Genomic DNA, 15872 nt, shown 5'->3' on the forward strand with positions numbered 1-15872 from the left:
ATCATAAAAAAAATGCCATTGTGTCAGTTTATCTTTTGTGATATATTTTTCTGAGAAAAATAAAAAACTCGGCGGAGCCTTTGGCTCCGCCGAGTTTTTTATTAATTAGGCTTATCATCTGTCAGCTCAAATCCCCAATCTTTTCCTTTTTGGGTGGCCGGGATACCTTTAGTCATCCAGACCGGAGCTTTAGCACCTTTAAGATAGTAATCAAAAAACTGCTGTTCACGGATTTGGATATCCTTTCTGTTCTGACGTTTTACAAGGTTGTGATCATCACCGTTATAATTAAGAAGCCATACCGGTTTTCCGAGACGACGCAACGCAGTAAACATCTCAATTCCCTGATACCATGGCACTGCTCCATCTTTATCATTACTCATAATAACAACCGGAGTTTGTACTTTATCAATGGTAAAAAGCGGTGAATTTTTAATATAAAGATCTGGAGCTTCCCATAGATTTTTCCCTAATCTACTCTGCGATTTCTCATACTGAAATTGCCTGTTCATCCCCGATGTCCATCGGATTCCGCCATATGCAGACGTCATGTTTACAACAGGAGCACCACTCCATGCTGCTGCATACATATTGGTATGAGCAATAAGATACGCTACCTGATAACCACCCCAGCTTTGCCCCTGAATTCCGATTTTAGTACCATCTACCCAGGAATTTTGTTTTAATTTTTCAACACCGGAATTAATGTATTCCATTGCAGATTCTCCGGGAAGACCATCGGTATATGAAATATCAGGAGTGAAAACCAGATATCCGTTGCTTACGAAATAAGAAATATTCAATCTTGAAGGCGTTGGAGCCGGTGCTACATAACGGTTCAGATTATCCGAAAGTTTTTCATAGAAATAGACAATCATAGGATATTTTTTATTCGGATCGAAATTTTCAGGTTTGTATAAAACTCCTGTAGATGTATTTCCTTTTGGTGTTGTCCAGTTTACCAATTCGTCTGTACCCCAATTATAATGGTTTTGCTGTGGATTGGTATCACTCAGCTTTTGTTGTTCTGAGAAATCTGATGTTGAAAAAATATTCGGAGAATCAGTGTATGATTCTTTTACTACAATATATTCTTCTGCATTTTTCGCTTTTTGAAGGCTTCTATATCCCCAGACATTTTCCATCTGGATTTTTACCGGATCAGAACTCGACTGAACAGATGTTTTAAAAATCCCATTCGCTTTGGATGTATTATCAAATGCTGATAAGTAAATGACAGATTTTCGGTTTAAGCTTTTAATATCTTTATCCAGATCGTAGGTATCAAATGTTATTTTATTTTTACGACCAAATCCGTTAGTGATATTTCTTGGTTTTTTTGAACCGTTCAGGAAAAATTCCCAAAGATCAAAACGGTCTTTGATAATCACAGATTCATCATTATTTGTCCATGATGCGATGCCATAAGAATTTGGAAAATCCGGCATATCAAACTCTTCATCCACAAAGGAAACAGGTAATCCGTTGCTTAAAGGCAGTATTTGCTTTGTTTTCACATTATAACTCAGCCATTTTCCTTTTTCTCTGTCAAAAATCACAACGAATTTCCCAAGTGGAGATACAGCAACCGAGCCATTCAGATTATGAATAATTTCCGTTCTCTCACCTGTTTTATTATCAATCAGAAAATACGTTTTCTTTGTTGCACCTTCCCATTGCGAAGAAATACGGTTATTCAAACTTGTAATACCCAATGCAAATTCAGCATTTCCTTCGTTTACCAATCGTAATGTATCCAGGTCTTCAGCGTCAATATTTCTAAAGAAGTCCGGTTTTTCCGTCTGCATTACCGCAGCATAAGATTTTTTCAGATCATTTTTCAATTCTTTTAGCTGTACTGTTTGCAGATAATCATCTTTATAATTCCAGATATCTACAACCGCATGATCATTTGCAATCATCGCAGTATCTTTTGCTATAGGTTTTGGAGCAACGCCGAAATACAGCTGCTTTCCATTTTTACTGAATAAGGGTAAACGGTTTTCAGAAATCACCCAATTCTTCTTCATCTGTGAGTTTTCATTGGTGACCGTTTCTTTTTTATTTCCTTTAAAATTAAAGTAATACAGCTGATACAATTTCACCAGGTCATTTTGTGCAGAAGAAGTTCCTACAAATGCCAGCTGGTTACCCTCTTCATCAAAAGATAATTGTGAAAAATCCCCTTCCATTTCTGAAATATTAGTTACAGTCCCTTTTTGAAGATCTACAACCTGTACCGTTTGAAATGCAAATTTCTTTGGCTTTGATTTGTCGTTATCCTTCTTGTCTGCAGATTTTTCATCTTCAGAATCCTTCCCTTCTTTTTTATCCTTTTTAGGTTTTTCTTCCGGTTTTTTAGTCACAAAAACAAGCTGTTTTCCATTTTTGCTGAATTCATAACGGATTACATTATCATATTCTGTAGTTTTCCCGTCCAAAAGATTTCGCACAACCAGCTGCAAAGGTTTTACATTTTTATCTTCATCCTTATTATCATCCCCATCTTCTTTATCAGAAGTATCGTCTGAAGATTTATCTTTTGTGTTTTCCAGCAGATAAGCAACGTAGGAACCAGCTTTTTCAGGAATTTTAAAAGATTTTACATTAGGAATTTTCTCCGTTTTATTATTTAAAAAATCAACAACTGCAAGGCTGTCTTTTGTTAATTTATTTTTTTTAAGCTTTTTATCTTTTACCGCTTTTATATCTTTATACTGCGGACGGATCTGAAAAACAGCAAATCTGGAATCATTCGTAAAATCTACTTTTGTTCCTCTTGCAAACTTCTTTGTCATTTTATTTTTTACGGAATATAAAGAAAGGCTAGAATTTCCTTCCTGAGCATCCACAGAATAGGCAATCCATTTTCCGTCATTGGAAATTTTTCTTGCCCCAATATTTTGCCAACTGTCATAAACAGAATGGTCTAAAGGCTTTTTCTGTCCATAGACCCAGCAGGTCACCATAAGCAGAATAAAAACTGTACATTTCAACTTCATCTTTAAAAAATTTTTAATAATTAAAAGTAAGATATTTCTTTGACAAATCTATAGGATAAGACTGTTTCACGTTGAAAAAATGCCATTCTGTCACTTTCTTCCGCATGGTATTTTTTTTGAGAAGTATCTTGAACAATTAAAATATAAAATATGATGACTAAAGGAAATATTAATGTATCTGTGGAAAATATTTTCCCACTAATTAAAAAATTTCTTTACAGTGACCACGAAATATTCTTAAGAGAATTGATCTCCAATGCAACAGATGCTACTTTAAAATTAAAGCATTTAACAAGCATCGGAGAAGCAAAAGTGGAATACGGAAATCCGAAACTTGAAGTTAAAATTGATAAAGACCAGAAAACTTTACGCATTATCGACCAGGGTATTGGTATGACTGGTGAAGAGGTTGAAAAATACATCAATCAGGTTGCTTTTTCAGGGGCTGAAGAGTTTTTGGAGAAATATAAAGATTCTGCGAAAGATTCAGGAATTATCGGACATTTCGGTCTTGGATTCTACTCTGCGTTCATGGTGGCTGAAAAGGTTGAAATTGTTACAAAGTCTTATAAAGATGAACCGGCAGTACGTTGGATCTGTGATGGAAGCCCGGAATTCACTCTTGAAGAAACTACTGACAAAACAGACAGAGGTACAGAGATTATCCTTCATATTGCAGAAGATTCTGTAGAATTTTTAGAAGAAGGAAAAATCCGCGAATTGTTATTAAAGTATAACAAATTCATGCCTGTTCCTATTAAATTCGGGACAAAAACACATACGCTTCCATTACCGGAAGACGCTCCTGAAGATGCTGTGGCTGAAACAGAAGAGGTAGACAATATTATCAATAATCCGGTACCAGCGTGGACGATTGCTCCAAACGAACTGACCAACGAAGATTATATGAAGTTCTACCACGAACTGTATCCTATGCAGTTTGAGGAACCATTATTCAATATTCACCTGAATGTTGATTATCCTTTCAATCTTACCGGAGTTCTTTTCTTCCCGAAACTGAGCAACAACCTGAATATTGACAAGGATAAAATTCAATTATATCAAAATCAGGTTTTTGTAACAGATGAAGTAAAAGGTATCGTTCCGGACTTCCTGATGCTTCTGAGAGGTGTCATAGATTCTCCGGATATTCCATTGAACGTTTCCCGTTCTTACCTTCAGGCTGATGGTGCAGTGAAGAAGATCTCATCTTACATCACGAAAAAAGTAGCCGACAAAATGGCTTCTTTAATCAACGAAAACCGTGAAGACTATGAGCAAAAATGGAATGACATAAAGATCGTTATTGAGTACGGAATTGTTACAGAAGAAAAATTTGCTGAAAAAGCAGACAAATTCACACTATATCCTACAACAGACGGAAAGTATTTCCTTTGGGATGAATTGGTTGAAAAAATCAAGCCTGTACAAACGGATAAAGACAATAAACTGGTTGTACTATATGCTACCAATGCCGATGAGCAGCACAGCTACATCCAATCTGCAAAGGATAAAGGATATGAAGTTCTGTTATTAGACTCACCTATCACTCCACATGTTATCCAGAAGCTGGAAACATCAAAAGAAAATATCTCTTTTGCAAGAGTAGATGCAGATCACGTGAATAACCTGATCAAAAAAGATGAGCCCGTAATTTCGAAACTGAATGAAACGGAAAAAGAGTCTCTGAAAAAGAATGTTGAAGAAGCTATTCAGGATTCTAAGTTTACCGTTCAGCTTGAAGATCTTGACAGTAATGATGCTCCATTTACCATTACCCAGCCTGAATTCATGAGAAGAATGAAGGAAATGCAGGCTACAGGCGGAGGCGGAATGTTCGGAATGGGAGGTTTCCCGGAGATGTACAATCTTGTGGTAAACTCCAACAGTGAACTTTCTAATCAGATTTTAAAAACTGAGAATGCTGAAGAGAAAGAAAGTCTGATCAAATATGCTTTGGATCTTGCCAAGCTTTCACAAAACTTACTGAAAGGAAAAGACCTGACAGATTTTATACAGAGAAGCTATAAGCAACTTGAAAAATAATACACAAGAGACTGTTTCATTTTGAAGCAGTCTTTTTTTATCTTTTTAACCACAAAAGTCACAAAAGATCTTGGGCATTTAAGGTTTTATTAATTAAGTATCATACTGTTGGGAAGAGTACTTAAGCTTTTTGAAAATCTTAAATTTCCACAGATGTTTGTGGAGAATTTTTTGGAAAACGCAAAGACGCTATTTTTTATATAGATTATGTTTTAAGGCGCAAGGATTTTATCTTCGATAAAATTGTATCCTGCTAAGTCATGATCTATTATTCTTCCTGAAAATCTTCGATTTTCCTGCGTCTTCAAACAGTATAAAAATAGAAATCCTTGCGCCTTTGCGTTTTTCCAACAAGACAAAAACCATCTTAAAAATCATCATCAATTAACATAAATAAGATTCATATTATAAAGCTTTTCTGCATTTTCTATTCGCTTTCATTGTCTTGCTCTATATTTTTTCTGTTTTCTATTGTATAGATTATGCTTTTTTGCCATTTTTGTATAAAATGTAGGTCATGCAAAAAGAAAAATTACGCGTCATCAGAAAGCAAAAAGGCTATACTCAACAACAGGTAGCTGACTTTATCGCAACGGATGTATCCAATTACAGCAGAAAAGAAAGCGGTGATGTAAGAATCGTAAAAGATGAATGGGACAAACTTGCCCGTTTCCTGGATGTACCGATTGAAGACATTTATGAGGAGGAGGAACCAACAGTAGTTGTTAATAATGATCATCCTGTCTTTAATGACAGATCTTCTTCTGCAGGAGTAATCAGTAACCAGAATAATTATGATAATATTCCAGGAGCTATTATTGAGAATTTACAAAACTATATTACTTTATTAAAAGAAGAAAATATAAGGCTTAAACAAGAACTGAAAAGTCTCCCAAAAGGAGGAAAATAATACGGTTTAAAACTTTTAAAATATTAGTGTCACTCATATTAAATTATGGAGTGACATTTTTTTGTAAAATAATTTTAAAACAAAATGTATTTTTTGACGCAAAGAATGAATGATTCTAAGGTTTTATTTCAGGAAGCAAAGAGTTCTGACTTTGTAGCTGATGAAGCTTTGTGTGATAATGCATTCGCTTGAAAAATCAATGGAATTGATTTCGACTTTGTCCCCTTAAAATATTAAAGAAAACAAATAAAAACTTTGCGTTAAAAAATTCTTTTATTTAAGTCCCTTGAAACTTACAATTCCTCCAACGGATCCCAAAACAGCTTTTTGAAATTTTTTATTCTAAGATTTTCCACAACAATTCCTTCTTTTTCCAGCTTAGGCTGAAATTCAGGAACAGATAAAACTCCTGAGCTTGATATGACACGGTGAGCAGGAACATCTTTCGGGCATCCTCCCATCGCTTTTCCTACATGTCTTGAATGGTTAGGATAGCCAACTGCTTTTGCTATGGCACCATAGGTAGAAACTCTTCCTTTGGGAATAAGTCTTGCTACTTCGTATACCTGTTGTTTAAAAATCTCGTCCATATCAAATTGTTATTTTTAGCTGGCTTTCTTTTTTTGCATCATTTTTGAACTCTCTTAAGCTCGATGATGTTTCATTAAAAGATAAAGATATGAAAAAATCATTTTTCAGGCTGTTGAATGCAGTTAATAAAAAGGTGCTTCCGAAGTTGAGTAAGAAGGATCCTAATCAATTGACGAAAGTTGAGAAAGGTATTCTTGCGTATCGGTATTTTGTACTGGTGAATTCTTTAGATTGATTTTTTTATTTGACCACAGATGACACAGATTTTCACAGATGCTTGTGGAGTTTTTTGGAAAACGCAAAGACGCAGGGATATTATCTGAGATACAAATTGAATATCACTATTTATTTAAACCATTAAGCGCATTTAAGTTTTTAAGAATATTAAGAGAATAGCTAAAGCTATTTTTCAGCTGCCTGCTTTATTATTCATCAAAGATGAAACTTAATTCTTACTCTCTTCATTTTTTCTTAATGGTTTAAAGAGTTTAGTTTTCATAACATATCTATTTCCAAATCTAGCAAATAAAAAGCGCTTCAAATGAATTGAAGCGCCGTATTGTAATCTCTGGTGAGAATTTTATTCTTAAGCGTTTTCTAAGATATAAGAGAACATCAATGGTGCACAGATTGTTGCATCACTTTCAACGATAAATTTCGGTGTAGTGATATCAAGTTTACCCCAAGTGATTTTTTCATTCGGAACTGCTCCTGAATATGAACCGTAAGATGTTGTAGAATCAGAAATCTGGCAGAAATAAGACCAGAAAGGAATGTCATGCATTTCCATATCCTGATACAACATTGGCACAACACAGATAGGGAAATCTCCTGCGATACCCCCACCAATCTGGAAGAATCCAACTCCTTTACCTCCTGAATTTTTAGTATACCAGTCAGCTAAATAAGTCATATACTCAATTCCCGATTTCATTGTAGTAGCTGTAAGCTCTCCTTTGATACAGTATGAAGCGAAGATATTACCCATTGTAGAATCTTCCCATCCCGGAACTACGATTGGCAGATTAACTTCCGCAGCAGCAATCATCCAAGAGTTTTCTCTAGGAATTTCATAATACTGCTCCAATACTCCTGAAAGGATCATTTTGTACATGAATTCGTGCGGGAAATATCTTTCTCCTTTAGCTTCAGCATCTTTCCAGATCTCAACGATATGTTTTTGCAATCTTCTGAAAGCTTCTTCTTCAGGGATACAAGTATCTGTAACTCTGTTTAAACCTCTTTCTAAAAGATCCCACTCATCCTGAGCAGTCAAATCTCTGTAATGAGGAACTCTTTCATAGTGAGAGTGTGCTACAAGGTTCATTAAATCTTCTTCAAGGTTGGCACCTGTACAAGAAATAAAATCTACTTTTCCCTGACGGATCATTTCAGCAAGAATCTTCCCTAATTCAGCAGTAGACATTGCTCCTGCCAAAGTAATCATCATTTTTCCGCCATCTTTAAGATGTGCAACATATCCTTTAGAAGCATCCACCAATGCAGCTGCGTTGAAGTGCAGGTAATACTTTTCTATGAATTCAGTTATCGGTTTGCTCATTTTTTTAATTTTTGCAAAGATAAAACTTAAAAACGGAATGCAGTCAAAGCACTTGAAGAAAGTGTGATAGAGGAGTCTTTTTTTATCATTTGTTAAATGCTAAAGTTATTTTGTTGGGAAACGCAAAGACGCAAAAAGTTCCCAAATATTGTGGATATTTTTAAGGCGCAAGAACATTTGGACTTCGCTCAATGTAAGTTTTTCAGCAAGGGTTGTGTATAAAGCAATCAACAGCACAAAATTTTATCGGAGATAAAATCCTTGCATCTTAAAGCATTTAGTATATGAAAATCTTGCGTCTTTGCGTTTCCAAAAATAGTTGAGCTAATAAAATAAAAAGCGCAGCTAAATAAGCCACGCTTTTATTATAATTCAACTTAATAATATTCAATATCTATTTATCCTTCCCAGGCTTCCACTTTCAGGATCTCAATTTTTCTTTCTCCGTCTCTGAAAGGCCAGTTGATAACATCTCCTACTTTATATCCCACTACTGCAAGGGCAATATCCGATAGTATGGAATGTTTATTCTTTTTAAGCTTTGCTTTGGTAGACGGCACAAAAATATATTCGTGTTCAAAATCTAAGGTATGGTCTTTCAAAGTCACCTTCCTTTCAACGGTTACGATATCAGCAGGCAGATCTCTTCTCAATACCTGTTTTGCATTTCTAAGTTCTTCTGTAAGTCTTTTTTCTTCTCCGATGCTCACTTTTTTCCTTTTGAGTGTATCTTTTATAGCATCATAAATTCCGGTGGTTACAATAATATGATTGGACATTTTATTCAATTTTTTTTTAAATTAAAATGCAGTTATTCCCTAACGATCCAATGTAGAATCCAGGCATACAACAGCCTTCTTCTATAGAAAACCGCAAAAAAGCAATAAATAAAATCCGAAATGAGTCCCTGTCTTGGATCCTGACAGGGCTTAATTGATAAAGTCCTTAGAACTTTTCAGAAAAGAATCTGTGTGTAGATAAAGTAATGACAGCAACAATCCTGATTGTCTGCGTTCTGCTGATAAAGAGATTGTTGCTGCCATTATTATGAGATTATTTGTAATCCTTACAAATATAGCATTTAAAAACGGAATGTAGCGGCTGCACTTAAAGAAACTCTTGTAAGACCTTCTTTCTGGTCATCATCAAGATCAACGGTCTGTCCATTAACTTTCATTTTGTTCAAGGTTCCTGCAGTAATTCCCAACTTCGGACCTATCATAAAGTTTTTCGAAACTGCATATTGATAGGCTGCCCCCAGCTCCAGACCAAGATTTGAACCTGTACCTTTTACAGCTTCAGTTTTTGTAGTATAGGTAATCACTCCAAGAGATACATCAGCAACAATTTTGTGGTTTGTAGGTTTGGTATAATTGGAGAACATAACGGAAGGTCCAAAGAATGTAATATTATCTTTAGTACTTATAGAAGCTGTAACCGTCTGTCCATTCATATTGTATCCGCTCAATACAGCGCTGCTGGAAGCATTATAATTGGAAAATTTAGCACCAATCCCAATATCTTTCACATTATAATAAGCCGCAATTTCAAAATGAATTCCGTTTTTCAACCCTTTAACGTAATTTTTTTCCGCCATGGAAAGCCCAGGTGCTGTTTTAGCTACTCTCCATGCATATCCTACAGCCGGTATGATAGTTATTTTTTCCTGTGCAAAAGAAAGTAAAGAACTCGAAATAGTTCCCAATAGAATTAGTTTTTTTATCATGGTTTTAAAGTTTCCGGCAAAATTAAAATTTTCTCCGGGAGAAACAAGCTAAAATTTGAAGCGCCTGTTCTCTTTTTTATCGGAAAGCTTTTTCTTACCATCAAGTCTTTTTTGTTTCTGAGCTCTTGAAGGTTTTGTTGCTGTTCTTTTCTTCGGAATGACAAGAGCTTTATTTACAATTTCAATTATTTTTTCAATGGCTTTATTTTTATTCATCAGCTGAGTTCTGCTTTCAGAAACGGTAAGGAATAAAAAGCCTTCTGCATTGATTCTGTTTTTCAGTTTATCCTGAATCAATATTTTTTCATCATCATTGAAAAACTCAGATGAATCTACTTTCCAAAGTACGGTAACAGCAGTCTCTACTTTGTTGACATTCTGCCCTCCGGCCCCGCTGCTGCGGGAAGTTCTGAAGCTGAGTTCTTTTGAAAAGGTTTTCATTTTTTTAAGATTTTGAGATACTAGAATCAAGAGCCAAGACTATAAATTTACATTTAAACTTTTATATAGTTCTAATCTGTTTACTTTCCCGTTGGGTGTGCGCAGAATTTCACTGATAAAAATAATTTCTTTGGGTTTGTGAAAGCTTTTTTCAAACGGTATTTCTGAAATTTTCTTTATCACCTCATCTGATTCATACCCTTCTATAATCAATATTAATTTCTGACCCAAACTTTCATCTGGCAAGCCAATAAATACAGCTTCATTCGGAATTTCTTTTTTTATCAAAGCTTCAAGAGTTTCCGGAAAAATTTTTGCGCCTCCTGAGTTGATCACGTTATCAATTCTTCCAAGAAATTTAAATTGTTTTCCATTTCTAATATCAACTAAATCATTAGTTTGCAATTCTTCAGCATTTAAATTCGGTGCATAGATTTTCAGACATTCCCTTTCATCTAAAGAGATGGATACATTTTCAAAAACCGTGAAATAGTCTTCCTGTTCCGGCATCAGTTGTTTTAATCCAATATGAGAAAGGGTTTCAGACATTCCATAGGTTTCAAAAATACGGGTTGAAGAACTAAGGTTCATCTTCAGAATTTTATTTTTCAGACTTTCTGAAACGGCGGCACCACCAATGATCAGATTTTTAATCAGATGAAGTTTCTCCAGTGAATTTTCTACCTGAAGCGGAGTCATAGCACAAAAATCTATTTCTTCATTCAAGTTTTCAACAGGTTTTATGGAAGGTTCGGCAATTCTTAACTTCAATCCTCTTTCTATAGATCGCACAATCATCATTTTTCCCGAGATATATTCTACAGGCAGGCAGAGTAATGCAGTATCTCCTTTTTTTAATCCCAAAAAGTCACATGTCATCACCGCTGAATTGATCATTTTCTTTTTTTCGATTTCAAAGATTTTTGGCACTCCTGTAGAGCCTGAAGTCTGGACATTTACTCCACTTTTTTCTGAAAACCATTCTTTCAGAAAAATTTTCACTTTTTTTTCAAACTCCGTATGGAATGATAATTTATTAATATTGAGATTATTGAAGTCTATCAGCATATTTTCCGTAAATAAAATCCACAGTAAATTTAAAAAAAAAATCAAAAAGTTCTTGTATGTAAAGAAAAAAGCTGTAAATTTGCACCACCAAAATAAAACAGACCTATAGTGTAACGGTAACACTCCGGTTTTTGGTACCGTCATTCGGGGTTCGAATCCCTGTGGGTCTACAAACCATCCTTCTTTAAGGATGGTTTTTGTTTTTATCCTACTTGATTAAAAATCTATTTTTTTTAGGTAAACAGTAGAAAATTGAAAGAAGATATTTGTAAATAAGAAAAAAATATATAAATTTGCAACACCAAAAATAAAGCAGACCTATAGTGTAACGGTAGCACTCCGGTTTTTGGTACCGTCAGTCGGGGTTCGAATCCCTGTGGGTCTACAAACCATCCTTTTTTAAGGATGGTTTTTGTTTTTTATTCTACTTTCTAAAATTTTAAAATGGGTAATCAGCTTCTTTTATTATAAAAAATAACAACAAGATTGTCAAGCATTTATTAAAAAAAATTATCTTTAAAGTAATGAAAACCAAAATAATATATATCTGGCTTTTGATAGTAGGTACTTTCATTCCAATAAATGCCTGTACTATTTTTTTAGCCAATGACGGTAAAAATGTATGGATAGGCAATAATGAGGATGAGAGCCCTGATATGAAATACAGATTCTGGTATATTTCCAGAGAAGAAAAATCATGGGGATATATGCTGTGGTCTGAAAAACATGACGGATATAATGATATCATGTGGCAATATCCTCAGGGAGGAATGAATGAACACGGTCTTTTTTTAGATTATACCGCAATTGATAATATTCCTGTAATCGTTAATTTATCCAAAATAAGCAGAGAACAAGAGGTAGTAAATGATATTCTGAAAAAATGCAAAAGTGTAAAAGAAGCTCTTCAACTTATTGCTCCTTATAATTTATTAAAGCTTTCAGGAGCTCAATTATTCATAGCTGATTCTTCAGGAGATTACGCTACCATCCATGGTAATTATATTGTTACTAAAACAACCCAAAATTTTTCACTGACTAATTACTGCATTGCTAACGGACATCAGGAAGCCTGCTGGAGAAGAGAAACATCCAAAGATCTTCTGTCCCAGTTTCATTCTTTTACTGAAAAGAATATTACCCATATTCTTGCAGAAACTGCACAAAGAGAACCTGGAGACGTTACAACCAACTACTCAATGACCATTAATCTGAAAAAGCAGGAAATGATGCTTTATTTAAAGGGAGATTTTACCACGCCTGTCAGATTCAAATTGGCTAAAGAGCTGAAAAAAGGAAAACACTCTTCAGACATTACGGAATATTTTCCAAAAAATATCAGAACCTTTTTAAGTTCCATTTATCAGAATAAAGGAATGGACGAAACTATTCGGCTTTACAATTCTTTATTTAAAAATTCATCGGAGGTTTATAATTTAAAAAATAATGATGCTATTTATTTTGGAGCAGATCTTCTCCGAACAGATAAAACCGATGATGCCATCACATTTATTGAAAACCTGAAAAAGAGAACGGGTAAAAGCATACTGATTAATGACTGGCTTGCCATCGCTTATCAATATAAAGGAGATTCTATACAATCACAGAAATACTTTCGCTCTGTACTTAAGGATTCTCCGGATGATTATCTGGCGAATTTGTATGGAAAAAGAAATTCCCGAAAGGTTATTTTTAAAATCAATGCCTGGCCGGGTGCTCATAATGTAAAACTTATCGGAAGTTTTACCCAATGGCTAAAAGAACCAATTGTTCTTGAGAAGCAAAAAGGATACTGGTACGCGGAGGTTGAAGTCCCGAAAGGCAGACATGAGTATAAATTTCTCGTTGATGATGTATTTTATCTGGCTGATCCTTTTAATCTTATTTATATCTGGAACGGGAATAATGTGAATTCAGTTTTATCATTTTAAAAATAAAAAAAAAGACCTTTCAAAAGGCCTTTTATATTGGCAAATACTACACTTATTTATTTTTTAAGATTATCAATCTCTTCCTGTATAGATTTGATTCTGTCTCTTAATTCCTGGCTTATTTTCCCTGGAATCTTTTTGACTTTTCTTAAATCCAGAGCCAGCATAATGGAGGCTATTCCCATAAAAATAAAAGAAACACCTGTAAGGGTAACTAATGAAAATCCTGTAAACACAGGATTAAATATCAGCAACAGGGAAAAGATAATTCCTCCGACGCTTGCAAGGGCTACATTTCCCCAACTCATTATTCTCATACTTTTCAGGTCGAAAGCAAAGCCCAACAACTGAAAGGAGCGAAACAGTAAAGTAAATCCTATGACAAACGGAAGTACTGTCATTGAAATCTGAGGATTTGCGATAAGATAAACTCCTATTGCAGTCGTTAATAATCCACTTACCAGAAACCAGCCCCAGCCCTGTAAGGACTTACTGTTCTGTAAGGAAAAGAATATTTCAGTAATTCCTGAAAATAAGAATGAAACACTAAAGAAAATAGAAAGTGTAACATAGGTTGCAAGCGGTACACTGAATACATAAAAACCACAGATCAGGAAAAGAATTCCGAAGATTAATGGAATATACCAATGTTTTACAGTGTTGGTAAGAGTTTGAAATAAATTAGCCATAGGTGTCTTTTTTAGTTCTGCCTACTTTTTGAAACGGGTTCGGCTTGTCCGCAGGTATTTCAAACAGATTAAAATTTCACCTGAATTTGAAATATAACCTCTTACTAATGTACAAAAAAAATAACCGTAGAACATACCAGATTGTGTGAATTGTTCCCACAAAAAAAACACTTCATTCTATCAGATACAGAAACAAAAAGGTGAAAACTAAATAATTTTCACCTTTCCAAAACATGTTTAAGTCTGTTTTATATTATTACTTCGGTTTGTACAATTTGTACATAACAAACAAAAAGCCAATCCATACCGGGATCAGAATAACCTGAATTTCCATTCCTGTAATACTCATCAATCCTAATATAAGAACCAAAAAGGCAATACAGATATAATTGGATATTGGATAAAATATAGATGGGAATTTTGAAAGAATTCCTGATGCATTTATTGATTTTTTAAATTTTAAATGGGTGTAGCATATCATCAGCCAGTTGATGATCAAAGTAGATACTACTAAAGCCATTAAGTATTCAAAAGCTTTTTCCGGCACTAGTTTATTAATGATAATACATATCCCGGCAAAGCATGATGAAATAAGAATAGCGTTGATAGGAACAGAGTTTTTATTCAGTTTTTTCAGGAATTTCGGAGCATTTCCCTGCTGAGCCAGTCCGAAAAGCATTCTGCTGTTACTGTAAACACTACTGTTATATACTGATAAAGCCGCTGTTAAAACAATCAGATTAAGAACATTTGCAATCAATGTATTGAACTGAATTACCTTACCAAAAATACTGAATTCAAGACCATTTAGATTTTGAAACACCATCACAAACGGGCTGGATCCTTCTGTAATATCTCTCCAGGGACTTAATGAAAATAAAATCACCAAAGCTCCTACATAAAAAATAAGGATTCTATAGATTACCTGGTTGGTAGCCTGTGGAATGGTTTTCTCTGGATTTTTAGCTTCTGCCGCAGTAATTCCGATAAGTTCCAATCCACCGAAAGAGAACATGATCATGGCCATTGCAGCAAATAATCCTGAATACCCGTTTTCTGTTTTATTAAATAATCCTTTCGGAAAGAATCCGCCATCGTTCCATAAATTGGTGATGGTTGCTTTTTCTCCTCCTGTACCGCTTATCAAAAGGTATACTCCGAAGATAATCATGGCAATAATAGCTACGACTTTGATGATGGAAAACCAAAACTCTGTTTCTCCGTACACCTTTACGGAAGCGAGATTAAGCACATTGATCACAATAAAAAAGAACAAACTGGAAACCCAGAGCGGTATTTCCGGCCACCAAAAGTGAATATAATGCCCTATTGCCGTGAGCTCGGCCATACTTACCAGGATATAGAGAATCCAATAGTTCCATCCGGAAGCAAATCCTGGGAAATTTCCCCAATATTTGTAGGCAAAGTGGCTAAAACTTCCTGATACGGGTTCCTGAACAACCATTTCACCAAGCTGACGCATAATAAAAAAGGCAATAATTCCGGCTAAAGCATAGCCTAAAATTACTGAAGGTCCTGCCAGTACTGCAGCCGGCCCGATTCCCAGAAACAGCCCGGTTCCTATGGCACCTCCAAGGGCAATTAATTGTATATGTCGATTTGTTAATCCTCTAACTAAAGTCTCCTTTTCTCCTGTTTTATTTTCGTTGCTCATTGAATGAATTATTCGGTCGCTAAATATATAAAAACTTTTCAGAGAAATTCACATTCCATGGGGTAAATTGACAATTCGGGTTTCCCCTAACAGAAGAGCCCACTTTTCTTTTTATCTCATGATTGATAAAGCTTACGAGTTGTTGTCTATTTTTAGCACAAAAAAATATGATCTTCTTCGATAGCTGAAGAAGATCATTATTTTATGATGACTTATATTTAATGTTAAGCGT

13 protein-coding genes and 2 tRNA genes are annotated in these 15872 nt (G+C 34.8%); 6 read left to right on the forward strand and 9 right to left on the reverse strand.

Annotated features, from left to right (window positions below):
* Positions 1-101: 101 nt before the first annotated feature.
* On the reverse strand, positions 102-3002 hold the full coding sequence (locus KYG33_RS11290) for an alpha/beta hydrolase family protein (protein ID WP_219071759.1): 2901 nt from the start codon (positions 3000-3002) through the stop codon (positions 102-104).
* A gap of 153 nt (positions 3003-3155) precedes the next feature.
* On the opposite strand from KYG33_RS11290, the gene htpG reads away from it, so the two are divergent.
* The gene (htpG, locus tag KYG33_RS11295) at positions 3156-5048 is read left to right on the forward strand and encodes a molecular chaperone HtpG (RefSeq protein WP_180565770.1); all 1893 of its coding nucleotides are present in this window, start codon (positions 3156-3158) and stop codon (positions 5046-5048) included.
* A gap of 517 nt (positions 5049-5565) precedes the next feature.
* Positions 5566-5958, forward strand: coding sequence for a helix-turn-helix transcriptional regulator (locus tag KYG33_RS11300; RefSeq protein WP_077418990.1), 393 nt, complete (start codon positions 5566-5568; stop codon positions 5956-5958).
* A 293-nt stretch (positions 5959-6251) separates the two neighbouring features.
* Here the strand turns inward: KYG33_RS11300 and KYG33_RS11305 are convergent, their stop codons facing one another.
* Positions 6252-6548, reverse strand: a complete 297-nt coding sequence (locus tag KYG33_RS11305; RefSeq protein WP_077418989.1) for an MGMT family protein — start codon at positions 6546-6548, stop codon at positions 6252-6254.
* An 89-nt stretch (positions 6549-6637) separates the two neighbouring features.
* Between KYG33_RS11305 and KYG33_RS11310 the strand changes: the two genes are divergently transcribed.
* Positions 6638-6784, forward strand: a complete 147-nt coding sequence (locus KYG33_RS11310; RefSeq protein ID WP_167498843.1) for a hypothetical protein — start codon at positions 6638-6640, stop codon at positions 6782-6784.
* Positions 6785-7135: 351 nt separating this feature from the next.
* On the opposite strand, the gene KYG33_RS11315 is transcribed toward KYG33_RS11310, so the two are convergent.
* The 5 genes from KYG33_RS11315 to KYG33_RS11335 form a co-directional block, all read right to left on the reverse strand.
* Positions 7136-8110, reverse strand: a complete 975-nt coding sequence (locus KYG33_RS11315) for a deoxyhypusine synthase family protein (RefSeq protein WP_077418987.1) — start codon at positions 8108-8110, stop codon at positions 7136-7138.
* A 398-nt stretch (positions 8111-8508) separates the two neighbouring features.
* Positions 8509-8889 carry a GreA/GreB family elongation factor gene (locus KYG33_RS11320; protein ID WP_077418986.1) on the reverse strand — a complete coding sequence of 127 codons (381 nt, stop codon included), beginning with the start codon at positions 8887-8889 and terminating at the stop codon, positions 8509-8511.
* A gap of 302 nt (positions 8890-9191) precedes the next feature.
* On the reverse strand, positions 9192-9836 hold the full coding sequence (locus KYG33_RS11325; protein ID WP_219071760.1) for a hypothetical protein: 645 nt from the start codon (positions 9834-9836) through the stop codon (positions 9192-9194).
* Between the two features lie 48 nt (positions 9837-9884).
* The gene (arfB, locus tag KYG33_RS11330) at positions 9885-10277 is read right to left on the reverse strand and encodes an alternative ribosome rescue aminoacyl-tRNA hydrolase ArfB (protein WP_219071761.1); all 393 of its coding nucleotides are present in this window, start codon (positions 10275-10277) and stop codon (positions 9885-9887) included.
* A 39-nt stretch (positions 10278-10316) separates the two neighbouring features.
* A complete protein-coding gene (locus KYG33_RS11335) occupies positions 10317-11345 on the reverse strand; it encodes an AMP-binding protein (protein WP_219071762.1) in 1029 nt (342 codons plus the stop codon).
* Positions 11346-11444: 99 nt separating this feature from the next.
* Between KYG33_RS11335 and KYG33_RS11340 the strand changes: the two genes are divergently transcribed.
* The 3 genes from KYG33_RS11340 (at position 11445) to KYG33_RS11350 (ending at position 13276) form a co-directional block, all read left to right on the forward strand.
* A tRNA-Gln gene (locus tag KYG33_RS11340) sits at positions 11445-11515 on the forward strand.
* Positions 11516-11659: 144 nt separating this feature from the next.
* Positions 11660-11730: transfer RNA gene (locus tag KYG33_RS11345), tRNA-Gln, on the forward strand.
* A 139-nt stretch (positions 11731-11869) separates the two neighbouring features.
* Entirely contained in the window at positions 11870-13276 is a 1407-nt protein-coding gene (locus tag KYG33_RS11350; protein ID WP_219071763.1) for a hypothetical protein, read from the forward strand.
* A gap of 56 nt (positions 13277-13332) precedes the next feature.
* Here KYG33_RS11350 and KYG33_RS11355 read toward each other — a convergent pair whose 3' ends face one another.
* Entirely contained in the window at positions 13333-13965 is a 633-nt protein-coding gene (locus KYG33_RS11355) for an HdeD family acid-resistance protein (protein ID WP_219071764.1), read from the reverse strand.
* Between the two features lie 256 nt (positions 13966-14221).
* Positions 14222-15640 carry an amino acid permease gene (locus KYG33_RS11360; RefSeq protein WP_219071765.1) on the reverse strand — a complete coding sequence of 473 codons (1419 nt, stop codon included), beginning with the start codon at positions 15638-15640 and terminating at the stop codon, positions 14222-14224.
* Between the last annotated feature and the right edge of the window lie 232 nt (positions 15641-15872).

The organism is Chryseobacterium sp. D764 (assembly GCF_019317325.1).
GTDB lineage: Bacteria > Bacteroidota > Bacteroidia > Flavobacteriales > Weeksellaceae > Chryseobacterium.

What these genes read in the sequence shown, in the direction of transcription:
- KYG33_RS11290 (WP_219071759.1), bottom strand. Translation starts at nt 3,002, where the DNA reads ATGAAGTTGAAATGTACAGTTTTTATTCTGCTTATGGTGACCTGCTGG.
- htpG (WP_180565770.1), top strand. Translation starts at nt 3,156, where the DNA reads ATGACTAAAGGAAATATTAATGTATCTGTGGAAAATATTTTCCCACTA.
- KYG33_RS11300 (WP_077418990.1), top strand. Translation starts at nt 5,566, where the DNA reads ATGCAAAAAGAAAAATTACGCGTCATCAGAAAGCAAAAAGGCTATACT.
- KYG33_RS11305 (WP_077418989.1), bottom strand. Translation starts at nt 6,548, where the DNA reads ATGGACGAGATTTTTAAACAACAGGTATACGAAGTAGCAAGACTTATT.
- KYG33_RS11310 (WP_167498843.1), top strand. Translation starts at nt 6,638, where the DNA reads ATGAAAAAATCATTTTTCAGGCTGTTGAATGCAGTTAATAAAAAGGTG.
- KYG33_RS11315 (WP_077418987.1), bottom strand. Translation starts at nt 8,110, where the DNA reads ATGAGCAAACCGATAACTGAATTCATAGAAAAGTATTACCTGCACTTC.
- KYG33_RS11320 (WP_077418986.1), bottom strand. Translation starts at nt 8,889, where the DNA reads ATGTCCAATCATATTATTGTAACCACCGGAATTTATGATGCTATAAAA.
- KYG33_RS11325 (WP_219071760.1), bottom strand. Translation starts at nt 9,836, where the DNA reads ATGATAAAAAAACTAATTCTATTGGGAACTATTTCGAGTTCTTTACTT.
- arfB (WP_219071761.1), bottom strand. Translation starts at nt 10,277, where the DNA reads ATGAAAACCTTTTCAAAAGAACTCAGCTTCAGAACTTCCCGCAGCAGC.
- KYG33_RS11335 (WP_219071762.1), bottom strand. Translation starts at nt 11,345, where the DNA reads ATGCTGATAGACTTCAATAATCTCAATATTAATAAATTATCATTCCAT.
- KYG33_RS11350 (WP_219071763.1), top strand. Translation starts at nt 11,870, where the DNA reads ATGAAAACCAAAATAATATATATCTGGCTTTTGATAGTAGGTACTTTC.
- KYG33_RS11355 (WP_219071764.1), bottom strand. Translation starts at nt 13,965, where the DNA reads ATGGCTAATTTATTTCAAACTCTTACCAACACTGTAAAACATTGGTAT.
- KYG33_RS11360 (WP_219071765.1), bottom strand. Translation starts at nt 15,640, where the DNA reads ATGAGCAACGAAAATAAAACAGGAGAAAAGGAGACTTTAGTTAGAGGA.